This is a genomic window from Agrobacterium deltaense RV3 (genome assembly GCF_900013505.1).
In the GTDB taxonomy this organism is placed as follows: Bacteria; Pseudomonadota; Alphaproteobacteria; order Rhizobiales; family Rhizobiaceae; genus Agrobacterium; species Agrobacterium leguminum.
On the sequence record NZ_LT009745.1, the window covers coordinates 755,827 to 771,861 of the forward strand.

Consider the following 16,035-nt stretch of genomic DNA (forward strand, 5'->3'; position numbering starts at 1 on the left):
CGACGAAAGCATCTCGATAATTAGCGCCTCAAAACCTGTCAGGCCGGAAAATACTCACCCAGCAGCGAAGGCGCACCATCCGTCTGCACTTCGCCCTTTTCGATCAGGTCTTCAATATGCGCCAGCACGGAAAGTGCGGCCGCGCCATGCAGGCGCTTGTCGGTGCTGGCGTAGATCACCTTCACCATGTCGGCGATCAGCCGGTCGCCTTCGCGGATACGCTTCAGAACCGCCTTTTCCCGCATGCGGCGGTGGGCGCGCAAGCCCCGCATGAAGGCGGCGGGGTCGGTGACCGGGCCGCCATGGCCGGGCAGGAACAGCCGGTCGTCGCGGGTAAGCAGCCGTTCCAGCGAGGCCATGTAATCGCTCATCGCCCCATCCGGCGGCGCAACGATGGTGGTGGCCCAGGCCATCACATGATCGGCGGAAAAGACGATACCGCTGCCATCAAGCGCGAAGGCGGCGTGATTGGCGGTGTGTCCCGGCGTATGCAGCGCAGTAAGCTGCCAGCCGTCGCCTGAAAGGCTCTGCCCGTCGCCAAGCGCGATATCGGGCACAAAAGCCGTATCGGAACTTTCGGCAAAGGGGTTTGTCTCGCCCACGTGCAGTGGGCGCGCGGCACGGTGTGGACCTTCGGCCACCGTTATCGCCCCGGTCGCCTCCTTCAGCTGGCGGGCAAGCGGCGAGTGATCGCGATGGGTATGGCTGACGAATATATGGGTGACCTCGCGGCCCGTCAGCGCCGCCATCAGCGCCTGAAAATGCGCCTCATCCTCCGGGCCCGGATCGATGACGGCGACGGAACGGTCGCCGACAATATAGGAGTTGGTGCCATGGAAGGTGAAGGCGGAGGGATTGTTGACGGTGATGCGCTGGATCAGCGGGGCGACAGGAACCGCCTCGCCATAGGCCGGCTTGAAATCGAGATCGAATGCCGGGTCCGCCATCGAGACCTCCTGAAAAATGCCATGCCAGCTTGAGCCGCAGCCTCAACCGCGCCATCGCCAAGCCCTAACATGCGAACTTCGCCACGGCATCCAAAAAGCTTTAATTTTGTGAAAAAATAAGTCGCCGGGTCATTGCCGGGCCGGGCAGGCTTTGCTAATCAGGCGCGGTTCAGGCAGCGGCGTTTCGCCATCGCTGCCCTGTTGGGGCGTCGCCAAGCGGTAAGGCACCGGTTTTTGGTACCGGCATTCCCAGGTTCGAATCCTGGCGCCCCAGCCAAAATTCTCATTCTATTTTATCGCATATAGTTTTCACGCTTTTTACGAGAATATGTAAATTGTAACAATTTTAGATTGTACTTTGTAGATTCCGCAACACTTTTATGATTGTCTGAATTCAGACATTAGGAGTGTATAGCAGTGACCCAGACGTTAGAACCCAGACCATCCCCCAACGAACTTCCAAAGAAGCCCGATTTCGAATGGATTTTCTGGGTGCTTCCCATCGTCGTGTTTGCTGTAATTGCATATCTCGGTGAGTTGAAATGGGCGTGTATCATCGGAGGGGGAATTGCTGCGATGCTCTTTGTCTATTTCAAGTTTATTAAGCGGAAATAGCCTTATAAGAAGTTAGGTGATCTAAGCACCGAGTTTTGCGTATAGATTTCATAAAAACGCCGCGCATCCAGAGACACGCGGCGTCCAATCCTAAATCGCAGCCAGGCCTTAAAGCGCGATATCCGGCACCTTCTTCACCGGCGCACCCGCAGGCGCCGCACCGGCGCCCTTCAGCGCCTCAAGGTCGATCTGCGGCGGGGTGGGCAGCTGCAGGTGCTCGGCGGTATAGGCCCATTCCTGCTGCACCTTTTCCGGGTCGTCATTGAGCTTCGTACCGTAGCTCGGCACGATCTGGCGGATCTTGGCCTGCCATTCCGGTGTTGCCACCTTGTCCTTGAAGACCTTTTCCAGAACGCTGAGCATGATCGGGGCGGCCGTGGAAGCGCCCGGCGAAGCGCCGAGCAGGCCGGCGATGCTGCCGTCCCTGGCGGCGACGACTTCGGTGCCGAGCCGCAGCACGCCGCCCTTTTCTTCGTCGCGCTTGATGATCTGCACGCGCTGGCCGGCCTGCCACAGGCGCCATTCGCCCTGCTTGGCATTCGGGAAATATTCCTTCAGCGCGGCAAAACGGTCGTCATCCGACATCATCAGCTGGCCGGCGAGATATTCCACCAGCGGATATTCATCGATGCCCACACGCACCATCGGCCAGGCATTGCTGGTGGTGACGGAGGAGACGAGATCGAAATAGGAGCCTTCCTTCAGGAACTTGGTGGAGAAGGTGGCGAAAGGTCCGAACAGGATGACACGCTTGCCGCCCAGCACGCGGGTATCGAGATGCGGCACCGACATGGGCGGCGAGCCGACCGAGGCCTTGCCATAGGCCTTGGCCAGATGCTGCATCGTTACGTCGGGGTTTTCGTTGATGAGGAACGAGCCGCCGACAGGGAAACCGGCATAATCATCCGCTTCCGGAATGCCGGACATCTGCAACAGATGCAACGCGCCGCCGCCAGCACCGATGAACACGAATTTCGCATCCACCACCTGTTCGGCGTCGGTCTTGGTGTTCGTATAGGTCACGCGCCAGCTGCCGTCGGCATTACGCTGGATATCGGAAACCTCGCTATTGACCTGCAGGTCGAAATTCTGGTCGCTTTGCAGGTGCGATACGAACTGGCGGGTGATTTCGCCGAATTCCATGTCGGTGCCGAGCGGCGACCACGTCGCGCCGATCTTCTGGGAAGGATCGCGGCCTTCCATCATCAGCGGCACCCACTTCTTGATCTGCTCGGGATCGGTGGAATATTCCATGCCGGCGAAAAGCGGGCTGGCTTTGAGCGCCTGATAGCGCTTTTCCAGATAGGCGACGTTCTCGTCACCCCAGACGAAGCTCATATGCGGAGTGTGGTTGATGAAGGAACGTGGGTTCTTCAAAACGCCGTTGCGCACCTGCCATGCCCAGAATTGCCGGGAAATCTGGAAGGATTCGTTGATGTTGACGGCCTGGGTGATCTTGATGTTGCCGTTGTCGTCTTCCGGCGTGTAGTTGAGTTCGGCAAGCGCCGAATGGCCGGTGCCGGCATTGTTCCAGCCGTTAGAGCTTTCAAGCGCAACGCCATCCAGCCGCTCCAGCATCTGCATGGACCAGGTGGGCTCGAGTTCACGCAGCCAAACACCGAGCGTCGCGCTCATGATGCCGCCGCCGATCAAAAGCACGTCGACCTTCTTGGCAGCCGTGTTGGCGAGAAGAGGTGTAACTGGCAGCGCCGCTGCGGCAATGCCGGCAAGCGCGCCGCCCAGAACCTGTCGGCGGTTCATGGGAAATGCGTTGGAAAGGGATGTTTCCTGGGAAAGATCAGTGAGCTGGGATTTGTCTTGATCGATGGGAGTCACGGCCATACCTGATTCTTGTTTTGTGTTAAAAACATTCCTCCCGTTCGCCCCGTTACAGCAAAGCGCAAACCGGCACAACCCGGACTCTTTCACTCCAGTTCAAGCAGTTTTGCAGGGATTTTGCAGGGACATATGGTCGCAACGGCCAATTTTGCGGTTTTGTCGATCGTCATTTTTATGACGGCGAAGATTTGCCGACGCTTTCAAACGGTTGAAAGGGTTCTGTGAGCGGGATATCGCACAAAGGCGGATATGACGCTGTTTTCGGCGCGTTCCGGGTCGCGGGGTGCGGCTATAGGCAAAATTTTTTTCAGAAAAATGACAATAATTCCGAAAAAGTGAAAAGGCCCGCCGGTTCGGGCGGGCCTTGCTGCGTCTGGTCTGTGGCCGAAGATCAGTCTGCGGCGAGGAATTCCGCGCAGTAGCTCGGGCCGTTGACGCCGGGGCGGTCGGAAACCGTGCGCACGGCGGTAATCTTGTAATCGCTGGAAACGACGAGCTGCACCGTGCAGGAGAGCGAGGCGGTGCGGGCGGGCGAGATCTGGCGACCCTTCTTGCCATCCTTGCCTTCTTCGAACCTGGCCGGAATGGTGGCCTTCCTGTAGCCGCCGCGCCAGTTATAGACGGTGGAGCTGCCGGTTTCCGTATCGCTCAGCGGCGGGCCGAATTTTGCGAAGAAAATGCCTGCGGACTGGCCGACCCAGCGGGTCTCAACGGGGCTCTTCTGGGTGAAAGAGGGAGTGGAGCCGCCCGTGGAAGTGGTGCAGGCCGAGAGCGCAATGGCAAACGCTGCAAGCGTTACGCTGCGAGATAGCATGGTGAAATGTCCTTTGTGCCGTGTCCGGCTTCCCGCCGGTCATTCCGTTCCCCTAGCAGATTTGGAGACGGCGGGCAGGGGAGGTGTGCGGCTCGATGAAAATTTCCTGCCACAATTGCTTTTTTGTAACGTTTTGAGGCCGTCCAGCCGGTGCCACAGGCCCCTGGCAGGGTTGTTTCAACAGATGGGAAAAACTTGTCACAAAAAATGCAATAAGCCGCTTGTCGAATGCCGGAGGCTGGTCTATAGAAGCGCCGCTGGTCACGGAGTGTAGCGCAGTCTGGTAGCGCACCACGTTCGGGACGTGGGGGTCGGAGGTTCGAATCCTCTCACTCCGACCAGCTTGAAGCCCAATAGATACAGCGGCTTGCAACTCATCCCGAAAATTCCAAGATCGAAATCTCGCACCGAAACCGGACCTGTGAAAACCTGTGACGGCTGGACTGCATTCGCCGCTCGCGTCTGAAAATCAGGGCGCTGGGGCGAATAACTGCGTTCAAATCGCCGTTCTTCAACCGGTATGCGTTTTGGGAGAGAGTGTTTCTTTCCGCATCCGCTCACGGATGCGAATCGTCGCCGTCAAACAGCAGATGGATCGCTTCGGCGGGCGTTTGTTGTCGCCACCCGGCACCCCAACAAAAGAGGCCCGTCGCTCCGCCAAGCGCCAGGCCTCAATGTCGCGGCCTGTTTCAGGGGACGCGCGACAGGAATCGTCTTAGAAGCCTCAATTCTTCTTCACAATCCAAGAAGTTATCCATCACCGTCATGGGCCCTTAATTTCAAGGGCATCCTCGCGATCAACTTATCGCGATCAAAAAGAGGCCCGCTGCTTTTTCAAACAACGAGCCTCTGTTGGGCCGCTTGGCGGAGCGACCGCATGCAAATTCGTCTTTCGTGCATGAACGTCGAATGAACAAACAGCTTTTTATGCCGCCGAGAAACAACCCGTAAAAATCAGGAGAGCGGCATGGATCGGAAAGCCGCCTCAGCCGTTATCTAACCATACAACAATGGAGGATAGCATGCTGAAGGGTATCGCATTGTGGGCTATGGGCGTTCCGATCTTCGTGATCATTCTGCTTTATATGTTCGTGTTTTAAGCCATCCGCAGTCTCTGACACGGAATGGGCCCTGCAACGAAAAAGGCGACCGCTTTGACGGTCGCCTTTTGTTTGTTTGAGGGGGCGTGTCAGCCCAGATCGCCGATCAGCCGCGCGGCCGTTGCGCCGTCCGTGCGGCGGATGTCGATCTCGTCGCGGTGCTTGGCGAGGAGTTCGCTGGCCAGCAGCTTTTCGGCAAGATCGGCGGGCAGCGAGAGAATGACCCGGTCGCCCTTTTCTTCCGTCGCACCGACGCTGCGCTTACCGGCGATCATGCCGCCCGCAACCGTGTTGTTGGTGTCGGGGTCGATCAGAATGAAGGACCCGGTCGAGCGGTTCTGTTCATAGGGATCGAAGATCGCCGTCTCGTCGAAGGAAAGCCGCACCTTGCCGATGGCGTTCATCGGCAGGGAGGTTTCATGCGCTTGCCATTCGCCCTCCTTCAGGTTCAGCTGGCTGACGGGCTGCACGCTGACGCGCTGGCGGCGGCTGCCGCTTTTCAGCCAGTAGCGCTTGCCGGCCTCGATGCCGCCGGGCTGCAAGGCCACGATCTGGGCGTCGAAGGCAAGGCCGGTCTGCGGCTGCGCCTCGATGGAGACGATCATGTCGCCGCGCGACACATCCACCTGACGGTCGAGGACGAGCGTGACCGCATCGCCCGCGACGGCGGCGTTGCGCACCAGATCGAAGGTGACGATCTGCTTGACGTTCGCGACCATGCCGGAAGGCAGGACGACAACGCTGTCACCCGGCTTTACCGAACCGCCGGCAACCGTGCCCTGATAGCCACGGAAGCTTTCACCGGGGCGCGAGACGCGCTGTACGGGCAGGCGGAAGCCGCCGGATTGCGCGGAGCGCACCGTGGCAAGCTCCAGCGTCTCCACCAGCGTCGGGCCTTCATACCAGGGCATGGAGGCCTTGCCGGAGAGAACGACGTTTTCACCCTTCAGCGCCGACATCGGAATGGCGGTGATCTGCTTGATGCCGAGATTGGACGCGAAATCGCGGAATTCATGGGCGATCAGCTCGAAACCGGCTTTGTCGTAATGCGTCAGGTCGATCTTGTTGACGGCCAGCACGAATTGCCGGATGCCCATCAGCGCCGCAATGGTGGCGTGACGGCGTGTCTGTTCCAGAATGCCGGTGCGCGCATCGACGAGCAGCACGGCGAGATCGGCGGTGGAAGCGCCAGTCGCCATGTTGCGGGTATACTGCTCATGGCCGGGCGTGTCGGCCACGATGAAGGCGCGCCGGTCGGTGGCGAAATAGCGATAGGCGACATCGATGGTGATGCCCTGTTCGCGCTCCGCCTGAAGACCGTCGAGCAGCAGCGCGAAATCGGGCAGGCCGAGATCGTTCTGCTTGCCGCTGTCGCGGTGGAGCGTCGCGGCCTGGTCTTCCTTGACGGCCTTGGTGTCCCAGAGAAGACGGCCGATCAGGGTCGACTTGCCGTCATCGACACTGCCGCAGGTGATGAGACGTAAGGGGCGCGTGTCGCGCGCTGCCTTTGAATGCTCGGCAAAGGGCAGAATGGTTGCGGAGGAGGAGGGGGTGTTGGCGGCGGCAGTGCTCATCAGAAATACCCCTCGCGCTTCTTCTTCTCCATCGAGCCGGACTGATCGCGGTCAATCGCGCGGCCCTGCCGTTCGGAAACGGTGGCGATTTCCAGCTCGGCGATAACTTCCTGAAGCGTTGTGGCTTCGGAACGGATCGCGCCGGTCAGCGGGAAGCAGCCGAGCGTGCGGAAGCGGATCGAGCCATGCTTGATCTCTTCGCCGGGCAGCAGTTCCAGCCGCTCGTCTTCGGCAAGGATCATCATACCGTCGCGTTCGACATAGGGGCGCTCGGCGGCGTAATAGAGCGGCACCAGCGGAATGTTTTCCGCCTCGATGTAACGCCAGATGTCCACTTCGGTCCAGTTGGAGAGCGGGAAGGCGCGCACGCTTTCGCCCTTGCGGACCATGCCGTTGTAGATGTTCCACAGTTCCGGGCGCTGGTTGCGCGGGTCCCATTTATGGTCGGGCGTGCGGAAGGAATAGATGCGTTCCTTGGCGCGGCTCGCCTCCTCATCGCGGCGCGCGCCGCCGAAGGCTGCATCGAACTGGCCGGCATCGAGCGCCTGGCGCAGCGCTTCGGTCTTCATGATGTCGGTGTAAAGCGCCGAACCGTGGGTGAAGGGCGTTACGTTTTCGCTCGCACCGCGCGGGTTGGTGTAGGAAATCAGGTCGAGATCGTATTCCTTGACGATATTGTCGCGGAATTCGATCATTTCCTTGAACTTCCAGCCGGTATTGACGTGCAGCAGCGGGAAGGGAATGCGGCCGGGGAAAAACGCCTTGCGCGCGAGATGCAGCAGCACGGATGAATCCTTGCCGATGGAATAGAGCATCACGGGCTTGTCGAATTCGGCGGCGACTTCGCGGAAAATATGAATAGCTTCGTTTTCAAGCGCCTTCAGATGGGGATCGAGCGGCGGCTTGGATGCGACAGTATTCTTGCTGTCCGTCTCGTGGACTGCGTTGGACATTGTGAACTCCGGGAATGTACTGAATGATTATCGTTGCGGGATGGCGGAAACGGCGGATGTCTGCTCCGCACCGGCGACGTGAAGACCGCATTCGCGCTTCTCGTCGTTTTCCCACCACCATCGTCCGGCGCGCTCAGGCTCGCCGGGCTTGATGGCGCGCGTACACGGCTCGCAGCCAATGGAGGGGTAACCGCGCTGATGCAACGGATTGACGGGAATGTTCTCCTTGGCGACATGCGCCCGGATGAGGTCGATGTCCCAGTCAGCCAGGGGATTGATCTTGATGAGATTGCGCTCCGCATCGAACTCGGCGAAAGGCGTCGTGGCGCGATTGCCCGACTGGCCGCGTCTGAGGCCGGTGATCCAGAAGGCGGCGCCTTCCAGCGCCTTGCCGAGCGGGATCAGCTTTCTGACATGACAGCAGGCGTGACGGGCTTCGACGCTTTCGTAAAAACCGTTCAGACCGTATTTTTCGGCATAGGCGTCGATATCGTCCTGCTCGGGACGAAAGCGGCGGATTTCGATGCCGAAACGCTCTTCGGTCTCATCGATGAGATCGACGGTTTCCTTGAACAGCCGGCCGGTTTCGAGCGTCACGACGTCGATCGGCAGGCGATGCGTACCGATTGCGGCCGTAATGACCTGATCCTCGATGCCGAGGCTGGTGGTGAAGACCGCCCGCCCGCCGAGGCCGGCGATAAACGAAAGCCGACCCGCCAGATCGAGCCCGGCAAGCGTGGCGTCGAGGGAAGCGGCATCGGCAGAGGCATTTGCTGAATTGATCGTCATTGTCACGTCCGGGATTTCCATGGCCGATTATTGTTGAAATCCGGCCTTTGGAACAGAAATGACAGTCTTTGTGCGCTGCACTTGAGAGCAAAAATGCCTCACGCGCGCAGGGTATGAGCAAAAGATACCCGTTCACCTTCTTCGCAGCTTGGATTTGAATTGTGACAACTTCTGCGCTAAGCCGGAATTGCCGGGTTTCCGGGCTTGTGGTCTACTGGTTTTACGATGATTTCGCAGAAGGCAAAATATGCGCTGAGGGCGCTCCTTTCGCTGGCCAAGGCCGACGGGGCCTGTCCTGTGCAGATTTCCGACATCGCCCGCGAACAGGCCATTCCGAAAAAGTTTCTGGAACAGATCCTTCTCGAAATGAAGAAGGAACGCCTTGTCGAAAGCCGGCGCGGCAAGCAGGGCGGTTATCTCTTGGCGCGCCCGGCCGCGGATATCACCTTCGGCGAGGTGCTGCGCCTCATCGACGGGCCGCTTGCCCCCTTGCCCTGCCTGTCGCAGACCGCCTATCGCCGCTGCGAGGATTGCGACGGCGAGAAGCAGTGCGAGATCCGCCACGTCTTTGCCCGCGTGGCCGATGCCACCCGCAACATCCTTTTCAACACCACCATCGCCGATGCCGTGGCGGGTGTCGAAGTGCCCGAGCTTTTGACGGCCTAGCCACTCGGCGCAATAGGTGTGCAGTACAGCCCCTCCAACCCTCATTCCTGTGCTTGTCACAGGAATCCAGCCGACGCGCGTCTGCGCGGCGAAAAGACTCCTCTCAGCCCAAGGACTTGGGCTGGCTGAATTCCTGTGACAAGCACAGGAATGAGGGCGGGAGAGCGCACGTCGCGACAACCGGGAGCTTGAGCCTGCCGAACCGACGGACTTGGGCGACGATGTATCCCCCCATCCCCTCGGACCGCTCAGACGAAAAAATCGTCTAAAACCCCATAATATTTTTCGCCGCCAGCGCAAAAAATCGTCAAAAATGTGAAACGGTTTTGCATTCAGTAAAGTTTTACACGACGCTTGTTGCGCCTTTCGCTTATGCTGCGCTGTATTTGTTGCCCGGGAAAACGCTCTCGGGAAACACTTTTTCGATCGTATTCGGCCTCATTGACCAACTCTACTCAACCGGTAGAGTTAAGCCATCGCAATCAGGAGGGAATACCGATGTCCAAGCTTCTGTCCGGTTTGAGCGTTGTTGCGCTTAGCCTCTCACTGGCACTTGGCGCAGCTGGCTCGGCCGCCGCGCAGACCAAGCTGCTCAACGTGTCCTACGATCCGACCCGTGAACTCTACAAGGACTTCAACGAAGCCTTCGCCAAGAAGTGGAAGGCCGATACCGGCGAGGACGTCACCATCCAGCAGTCGCATGGTGGCTCCGGCAAGCAGGCGCGTTCGGTCATCGACGGTCTGGAGGCGGACGTGGTGACGCTGGCGCTGCAGAGCGATATCGACGCCATCGTCCAGAATTCCGGCAAGATCAACAAGGACTGGCGCACCCGCCTGCCGCATAATTCCTCGCCTTACACCTCCACCATCGTTTTCCTGGTGCGCAAGGGTAACCCCAAGGGCATCCATAACTGGGGCGATCTGGTGAAGGGCGACGTGCAGATCGTGACGCCGAACCCCAAGACGTCGGGCGGTGCGCGCTGGAACTATCTGGCGGCCTGGGCCTGGGCCAATGAAGAATTCAAGGGCGACAAGGACAAGATCAAGGCCTATGTCGGCGAGCTCTACAAGCGCGCCCCGGTTCTCGACACCGGCGCCCGTGGTTCCACGGTAACCTTCGCCCAGCGCCAGATCGGCGATGTGCTGCTCGCCTGGGAAAACGAGGCCTATCTCGCCGGTCAGGAATTCGGCGCTGACGCCTTCGATATCGTCGTGCCGCCGATCTCGATCCTTGCCGAACCGCCGGTCGCCGTGGTTGACGCCAATGTCGACGCCAAGGGCACCCGCAAGGCGGCGGAAGCCTATCTGCAATATCTCTATTCCGACGAGGGCCAGAATATTGCGGCGAAGCACTTTTACCGCCCGTCCAACCCTGCCGTGGTCTCCAAGGATCTGCTCAAGCAGCTGCCCGACATCAAGCTCGTCACCATCGACGACCCGCAGTTTGGCGGTTGGGCAAAGGCGCAGCCCGAACATTTTGGTGACGGCGGCATCTTCGACCAGATTTACAAGCCCGCAAAGTAAGCGGATGATAGGCTGAAAAGCGATCGTCCGTCCGCTGGGACAAGCGAAACGAAAAACCGATCGACCGGACACAGTGCCGGTCGATACTTTATAATAAGTGCCGGGGAACACCGGCTCCCAGAGAGCATTTCCAGGAAAAGCGGACCCCGGTTTCCTGTCCGGAAATGCGCCAAACTAAAGATTATCCGGAGCCTTGATGAGCAATAATACATCCGGAAACAGGTGGAAATGGCGGCAGTCGAGCGTCATACCGGGCTTCGGCCTGACGCTTGGTTACACAGTCACCTATCTGTTTCTCATCATTCTTATTCCGCTGGGCGGCCTTGTCTGGTCCACGGCAAAACTGGGTTTTTCAGATTTCATTGCGATTGCCACGGATAGCCGCACGCTGAATGCGCTGCGTGTCAGTTTCGGAACGGCATTTCTTGCCGCGCTGGTCAACGCGGTCTTCGGTGTCATCGTCGCCTGGGTGCTGACGCGTTACCGTTTTCCCGGTCGCCGCTTCGTCGATGCCATCGTCGATCTGCCTTTCGCCCTGCCAACGGCGGTCGCCGGTATCGCGCTGACCACGCTTTACGCCAATCGCGGCTGGGTCGGTTCGCTGTTCGAACCCTTCGGCATCAAGATCGCCTTCACGCCGACCGGCATCGTCATCGCGCTGATCTTCATCGGCCTGCCCTTTGTTGTGCGCACCGTGCAGCCGGTCATGGAAGAAATCGACCGGCAGGTGGAGGAGGTGGCGGCAACACTCGGCGCCAACCGTTTCCAGACCATCACCCGCGTTCTGCTGCCGAGCCTCACACCCGCGATCCTCACCGGTTTTGCGCTCGCCTTCGCACGCGGTGTCGGGGAATATGGTTCGGTCATCTTCATCGCCGGCAATATTCCTTACGTCTCGGAAATCGCGCCGCTCCTCATCGTCATCCGTCTGGAAGAATTCAATTATGCGGCCGCGACCGGCATCGCCACCATCATGCTGATCATCTCGTTTGCCATGCTGTTCCTCATCAATCTCATTCAGGCCTGGAGCCGCAAGAGGTACGGTTATGTCTGAGACCGCTTCCCGCACGTCCCCCCGGCCGTTCCGCGACCCCGCCAGCGAGAGCTTTCCCGCCCGGCTGGCGTTGATCGCCATCGCCTTCGTCTTCCTCGCCGCTTTTCTGGTTCTGCCGCTGGTCTCGGTCTTCTTCGAAGCCTTCCGCAAGGGCACGGAAAGCTTCTGGGAGGCGATTGTCGAGCCGGATGCACTCTCTGCTATCCGCCTGACGCTGCTCGTCGCCGCCATTTCCGTGCCGCTGAACCTCATCTTCGGGGTGATGGCCGCCTGGGCGATTGCGAAGTTCGAGTTCAAGGGCAAGGCATTTCTGATCACGCTGATCGACCTGCCGTTCTCGATCTCGCCGGTCATATCGGGCCTCGTCTATGTCATCCTGTTCTCATCCCACAGCGTGTTGGGGCCATGGCTGAAGAGCTACGGCATCGAAATACTCTTCGCCGTGCCGGGCATCGTGCTCGCCACGATCTTCGTTACCTTTCCCTTCGTCGCGCGCGAACTGATCCCGCTGATGCAGGATCAGGGCAATGGCGACGAGGAGGCGGCGATTTCGCTCGGTGCTTCCGGCTGGCAGACCTTCTGGTACGTCACGCTGCCGAATATCAAATGGGGCCTGCTTTACGGGGTGCTGCTCTGCAACGCCCGCGCCATGGGTGAATTCGGCGCCGTCTCGGTGGTCTCGGGCCATATTCGCGGTGAGACCAACACCATGCCGCTGCATGTCGAGATACTCTATAATGAGTACAATATGGGCGCGGCCTTTGCGGTGGCGACGCTGCTCGCCGGTCTGGCGCTGGTGACGCTCATTCTCAAAACCATTCTCGAAATACGCTTTGGCGCGGGCAACGCAGCCGGCAAGCACTGAAAGGCATCTTCATGGAAGTGAAAGTTTCCGGCATCACCAAGCAGTTCGATCGGTTTCCGGCGCTGAACGACGTGTCGCTCGACATTCGTTCCGGCGAGCTGATCGCGCTGCTCGGTCCTTCCGGCTCCGGCAAGACGACGCTGCTGCGTCTCATCGCCGGCCTCGAGCAGCCGACGCAGGGGCAAATCTTCTTCGGCGACGAGGATGCGTCCCACCGCACGGTGCAGGAGCGCAATGTCGGTTTCGTGTTCCAGCATTACGCCCTGTTCCGCCATATGACGGTGGCCGACAATATCGCTTTCGGCCTCAAGGTGCGCCCCTCCGCCAACCGCCCGCCGAAAGCCGAGATCCGCAAACGCGTGTCCGAGCTGCTCGACATGGTGCATCTCTCCGGCCTCGAAAAGCGCTATCCGACCCAGCTCTCCGGTGGCCAGCGCCAGCGCGTCGCGCTCGCCCGCGCCGTCGCCATCGAGCCAAAGGTCCTGCTTCTCGATGAACCCTTCGGCGCGCTCGACGCCAAGGTGCGCAAGGAACTGCGCCGCTGGCTGCGCGAATTCCACGACCGCACCGGCCACACCACCGTCTTCGTCACCCACGATCAGGAAGAGGCGCTGGAACTGGCCGACCGTGTCGTCGTCATGAGCCAGGGCAAGATCGAACAGGTGGGCACGGCGGATGACGTCTACGACACGCCCAACTCCCCCTTCGTCTTCTCCTTCATCGGCGAATCCTCCAGCCTGCCGGTGACGAGCCGCGATGGCCATGTGCTGTTCCAGGGCGAAAGCATCGGCATCGATGAAAGCGGTTCTGGCGAGGGCGAGCTTTTCTTCCGCCCCGAAGATGTGGTGCTGACGCAAGAAAAGGATGCGCTTTACGGCAAGGTCACCACCTGTCGCCGCCTTGCGGGCACCCGCATCGCCGAAATCGACATCGCCAATAACGGCCATGAACCCTATCACCTCGAAATCGAGGTGCCGCTCAACGCCGCCGTGGCGGTGGGCGCGGAACTGCGCTTCCGGCCGACGCGGTGGAAGGTATTCGGGAAGAAATAAGGAATACGTGAACGCAAACGCTGGTCGATGATACGGCGCTCTCCCCAGTTCTCCGTCATACCGGCCTTGAGCCGGTATCCAGCCAGCCCAAGTCTTTGGGCTGAACGGAGTCCTTTCGTCGCGCAGACGCGCGCCGGCTGGATGCCGGGTCAAGCCCGGCATGACGGAAGAGGCGTGTCACGAGTACCTCGAGCATCGAGCTTGCCGCACCGGCACCCGAGGCGCAGATTTCCCCAATCGTCGAAGCAATAAGCAAAAACGGAAAAGGGCCGCCAAAGCGACCCTTCCATGAGTTTGGTCCTGTTTACAGACCCGGGACTGTTTCTCAACGTTCCGAAGGCAGAAGAGGTTTACAACGAGGGCTGCCCCGTCGAAAACACACCCTTTCCATTGCCTGCACCAGAGACCGAAATCTCACTAGACATTGGATCACCTCCTTCCGATACGTTGAACATAACTAGAAGGTAGTACGATTCGTCAGTAATGCAAGAGGGATTACTTCCAGGGGACGCCCGGCCCCTATGCCGCATCTGCGGCCTTTACGTCGAATTCGAAGTGGATGCTGTCATAGGGAAACTCGATGCCAGCCTCGTTCCGGTCGATAATGCCCGCATGGAGGAGCGACGTCACGTCGCGATGAACGGCCTGTACGTCCCGTCCAACCCGACGGGCAACCTCCCGGATAGAAAGCGGCCCATGTCCGGCCAAAGCCTTGACGATGGCAAGGCGAAGCGGCGCGAGAATACGATGCAGGTCCTCATAGCTTGAAAATTCGACGGATGATTTCGCCTCCACCGGCTTTCCGGACAAGGCCAGATTACCGGCGGCAACAAAGCGGCTCTTGATATCCTTGATCGTGCTGAGACGGACGGTGAGTGCGGTCATGACAAAATCCTTTCCATATCCGCCTGAAAAGCATCGAACAGGGCTTCGAGCGTGGTGAAGGCGATGGTGTCTTCACGCCCGTCCATATGACGATGATCGCCTTTGCCGCGTTCATTGTCATAACGCAGAACACATTCCCCTTTGATCACCAGCGCCAGCCGATATTTGAACGGGTGAAGACTTCCGGGAACAGGCTCAGGCAGATGCCACAGGACAACCTCAAAGAAGGCCGTCTCGTCGATCACTTTGCGCGTCTTTTCGAGCAGAATGGCCTTCATGTTGTTATTCTTGACAACACATTGCTGTGTTGTCAATGAAAACAACGATCTTGCTCAAAACGTCACGACACCCGCATCAAGATCTTGCCGATATGGCTGCTGCTTTCCATCAGCCGGTGCGCTTCCACGACCTCATCCAGCGTGAAGACCCGGTTGATGACAGGTGCCAGCTGACCGCTTTCAATGAGTGGCCAGACCTCTGCGACGAGGTCGTCGCGGATGGCGCGTTTTTCGTCGGCCGTGCGGGGGCGCATGGTGGAGCCCGTGACGGTGAGGCGTTTGACCATGATGGGGGTGAGATTGACCTTTTCGGCCACGGCGCCGCCCAGAAAGGCGATGATGGACAGGCAGCCGTCCTTGGCGAGTGCCGAAAGATTCTTTTCGAAATAGGCCGCACCGATCATGTCGAGAACGACATCGACGCCCTTGCCGCCGGTTTCGGCTTTAACAACTTCGGCGAAATCCTCCTCGCGGTAGTTGATCGCCCGTTTGGCGCCGAGCTTCACGCAGGCTTCGCATTTTTCCGCTGAGCCTGCCGTGGCATAGACCTCCGCGCCAAAGGCTTTGGCAAGCTGGATGGCCGTCGTGCCGATGCCGCTGGTGCCGCCATGGATGAGGACGCTCTCCCCTTCGGTGAGGCCCGCCATCTGGAAGAGGTTGGCCCAGACGGTGAAGAAGGTTTCCGGCAAAGCCGCGGCTTTGACGGCGTCGTAACCCTTGGGGAAGGGCAGGGCCTGCCCGGCCGGCACGGTGCAATATTGCGCATAACCGCCGCCATTGGCGAGCGCGCAGACCTTGTCGCCCAGCTTGAATTCGGTAACTTCTTCACCCAGCGCAACCACCTCGCCGGCGATTTCGAGGCCGAGGATCGGGCTTGCATCCTTCGGCGGCGGATAGGTCCCCTGTCGCTGCGCCACATCCGGCCGGTTGACGCCCGCCGCCTCGACCTTTACCAGAACCTCGCCTTTTGCGGGCTTCGGCAAAGGCGCTTGCGAAAGCCGCATCACCTCCGGGCCGCCATGGGAAGGGAGGTCGATGAGGCGCATTGTTTCGGGCAGGGTCTTGGTGTCGGGCATGGCC

At 59.5% G+C, this 16,035-nt stretch carries 14 protein-coding genes and 2 tRNA genes; 7 read left to right on the forward strand and 9 right to left on the reverse strand.

Annotation, left to right across the window (positions count from 1 at the left end):
• Positions 1–38 precede the first annotated feature (38 nt).
• On the reverse strand, positions 39–947 hold the full coding sequence (locus AGR7B_RS03780) for an MBL fold metallo-hydrolase (protein ID WP_080856051.1): 909 nt from the start codon (positions 945–947) through the stop codon (positions 39–41).
• A 202-nt stretch (positions 948–1,149) separates the two neighbouring features.
• On the opposite strand from AGR7B_RS03780, the gene AGR7B_RS03785 reads away from it, so the two are divergent.
• Positions 1,150–1,224 (forward strand) — tRNA-Gln (locus AGR7B_RS03785).
• Positions 1,225–1,670: 446 nt separating this feature from the next.
• Here AGR7B_RS03785 and mqo read toward each other — a convergent pair.
• Both mqo and AGR7B_RS03800 read right to left on the reverse strand, forming a co-directional pair.
• Positions 1,671–3,404 (reverse strand): malate dehydrogenase (quinone), encoded by a 1,734-nt coding sequence (gene mqo, locus AGR7B_RS03795; protein ID WP_162934035.1) that lies wholly within the window; start codon positions 3,402–3,404, stop codon positions 1,671–1,673.
• Between the two features lie 388 nt (positions 3,405–3,792).
• Positions 3,793–4,215: a hypothetical protein gene (locus AGR7B_RS03800; RefSeq protein WP_080856053.1), complete on the reverse strand. Its 423-nt coding sequence runs from the start codon at positions 4,213–4,215 to the stop codon at positions 3,793–3,795.
• 264 nt (positions 4,216–4,479) lie between these two features.
• On the opposite strand from AGR7B_RS03800, the gene AGR7B_RS03805 reads away from it, so the two are divergent.
• Positions 4,480–4,556, forward strand: a tRNA-Pro gene (locus tag AGR7B_RS03805).
• A gap of 848 nt (positions 4,557–5,404) precedes the next feature.
• Here AGR7B_RS03805 and cysN read toward each other — a convergent pair.
• Genes cysN through AGR7B_RS03820 form a run of 3 tightly spaced genes read right to left on the reverse strand, consistent with a single transcriptional unit; the run spans position 5,405 to position 8,652 of the window.
• Positions 5,405–6,889: a sulfate adenylyltransferase subunit CysN gene (gene cysN, locus AGR7B_RS03810; protein WP_080856054.1), complete on the reverse strand. Its 1,485-nt coding sequence runs from the start codon at positions 6,887–6,889 to the stop codon at positions 5,405–5,407.
• Complete coding sequence (cysD, locus tag AGR7B_RS03815) at positions 6,889–7,842, reverse strand: sulfate adenylyltransferase subunit CysD (protein WP_080856055.1); 954 nt, start codon at positions 7,840–7,842, stop codon at positions 6,889–6,891. The genes cysN and cysD overlap by 1 nt, the downstream gene beginning before the upstream one ends.
• A gap of 27 nt (positions 7,843–7,869) precedes the next feature.
• Positions 7,870–8,652, reverse strand: coding sequence for a phosphoadenylyl-sulfate reductase (locus AGR7B_RS03820; protein ID WP_162934036.1), 783 nt, complete (start codon positions 8,650–8,652; stop codon positions 7,870–7,872).
• Positions 8,653–8,856: 204 nt separating this feature from the next.
• Between AGR7B_RS03820 and AGR7B_RS03825 the strand changes: the two genes are divergently transcribed.
• From AGR7B_RS03825 to AGR7B_RS03845, 5 genes are all read left to right on the forward strand, one after another.
• Positions 8,857–9,297: an RrF2 family transcriptional regulator gene (locus AGR7B_RS03825; protein WP_003520468.1), complete on the forward strand. Its 441-nt coding sequence runs from the start codon at positions 8,857–8,859 to the stop codon at positions 9,295–9,297.
• 498 nt (positions 9,298–9,795) lie between these two features.
• The gene (locus tag AGR7B_RS03830) at positions 9,796–10,821 is read left to right on the forward strand and encodes a sulfate ABC transporter substrate-binding protein (RefSeq protein ID WP_065654285.1); all 1,026 of its coding nucleotides are present in this window, start codon (positions 9,796–9,798) and stop codon (positions 10,819–10,821) included.
• A 196-nt stretch (positions 10,822–11,017) separates the two neighbouring features.
• The gene (gene cysT, locus AGR7B_RS03835; RefSeq protein ID WP_003494311.1) at positions 11,018–11,875 is read left to right on the forward strand and encodes a sulfate ABC transporter permease subunit CysT; all 858 of its coding nucleotides are present in this window, start codon (positions 11,018–11,020) and stop codon (positions 11,873–11,875) included.
• Positions 11,868–12,740, forward strand: coding sequence for a sulfate ABC transporter permease subunit CysW (gene cysW / locus AGR7B_RS03840; protein WP_080856056.1), 873 nt, complete (start codon positions 11,868–11,870; stop codon positions 12,738–12,740). The genes cysT and cysW overlap by 8 nt, the downstream gene beginning before the upstream one ends.
• 11 nt (positions 12,741–12,751) lie before the next feature.
• Positions 12,752–13,792, forward strand: coding sequence for a sulfate/molybdate ABC transporter ATP-binding protein (locus AGR7B_RS03845; protein WP_080856057.1), 1,041 nt, complete (start codon positions 12,752–12,754; stop codon positions 13,790–13,792).
• A 519-nt stretch (positions 13,793–14,311) separates the two neighbouring features.
• Here AGR7B_RS03845 and AGR7B_RS03855 read toward each other — a convergent pair.
• The 3 genes from AGR7B_RS03855 to AGR7B_RS03865 form a co-directional block, all read right to left on the reverse strand.
• Positions 14,312–14,677 (reverse strand): HVO_A0114 family putative DNA-binding protein, encoded by a 366-nt coding sequence (locus AGR7B_RS03855; protein WP_080856058.1) that lies wholly within the window; start codon positions 14,675–14,677, stop codon positions 14,312–14,314.
• Positions 14,674–14,955 (reverse strand): toxin-antitoxin system TumE family protein, encoded by a 282-nt coding sequence (locus AGR7B_RS03860; protein ID WP_003520460.1) that lies wholly within the window; start codon positions 14,953–14,955, stop codon positions 14,674–14,676. Before AGR7B_RS03860 ends, AGR7B_RS03855 begins: the two co-directional genes overlap by 4 nt.
• Positions 14,956–15,017: 62 nt before the next feature.
• Positions 15,018–16,031 carry an NAD(P)H-quinone oxidoreductase gene (locus AGR7B_RS03865; protein WP_162934037.1) on the reverse strand — a complete coding sequence of 338 codons (1,014 nt, stop codon included), beginning with the start codon at positions 16,029–16,031 and terminating at the stop codon, positions 15,018–15,020.
• Positions 16,032–16,035 lie beyond the last annotated feature (4 nt).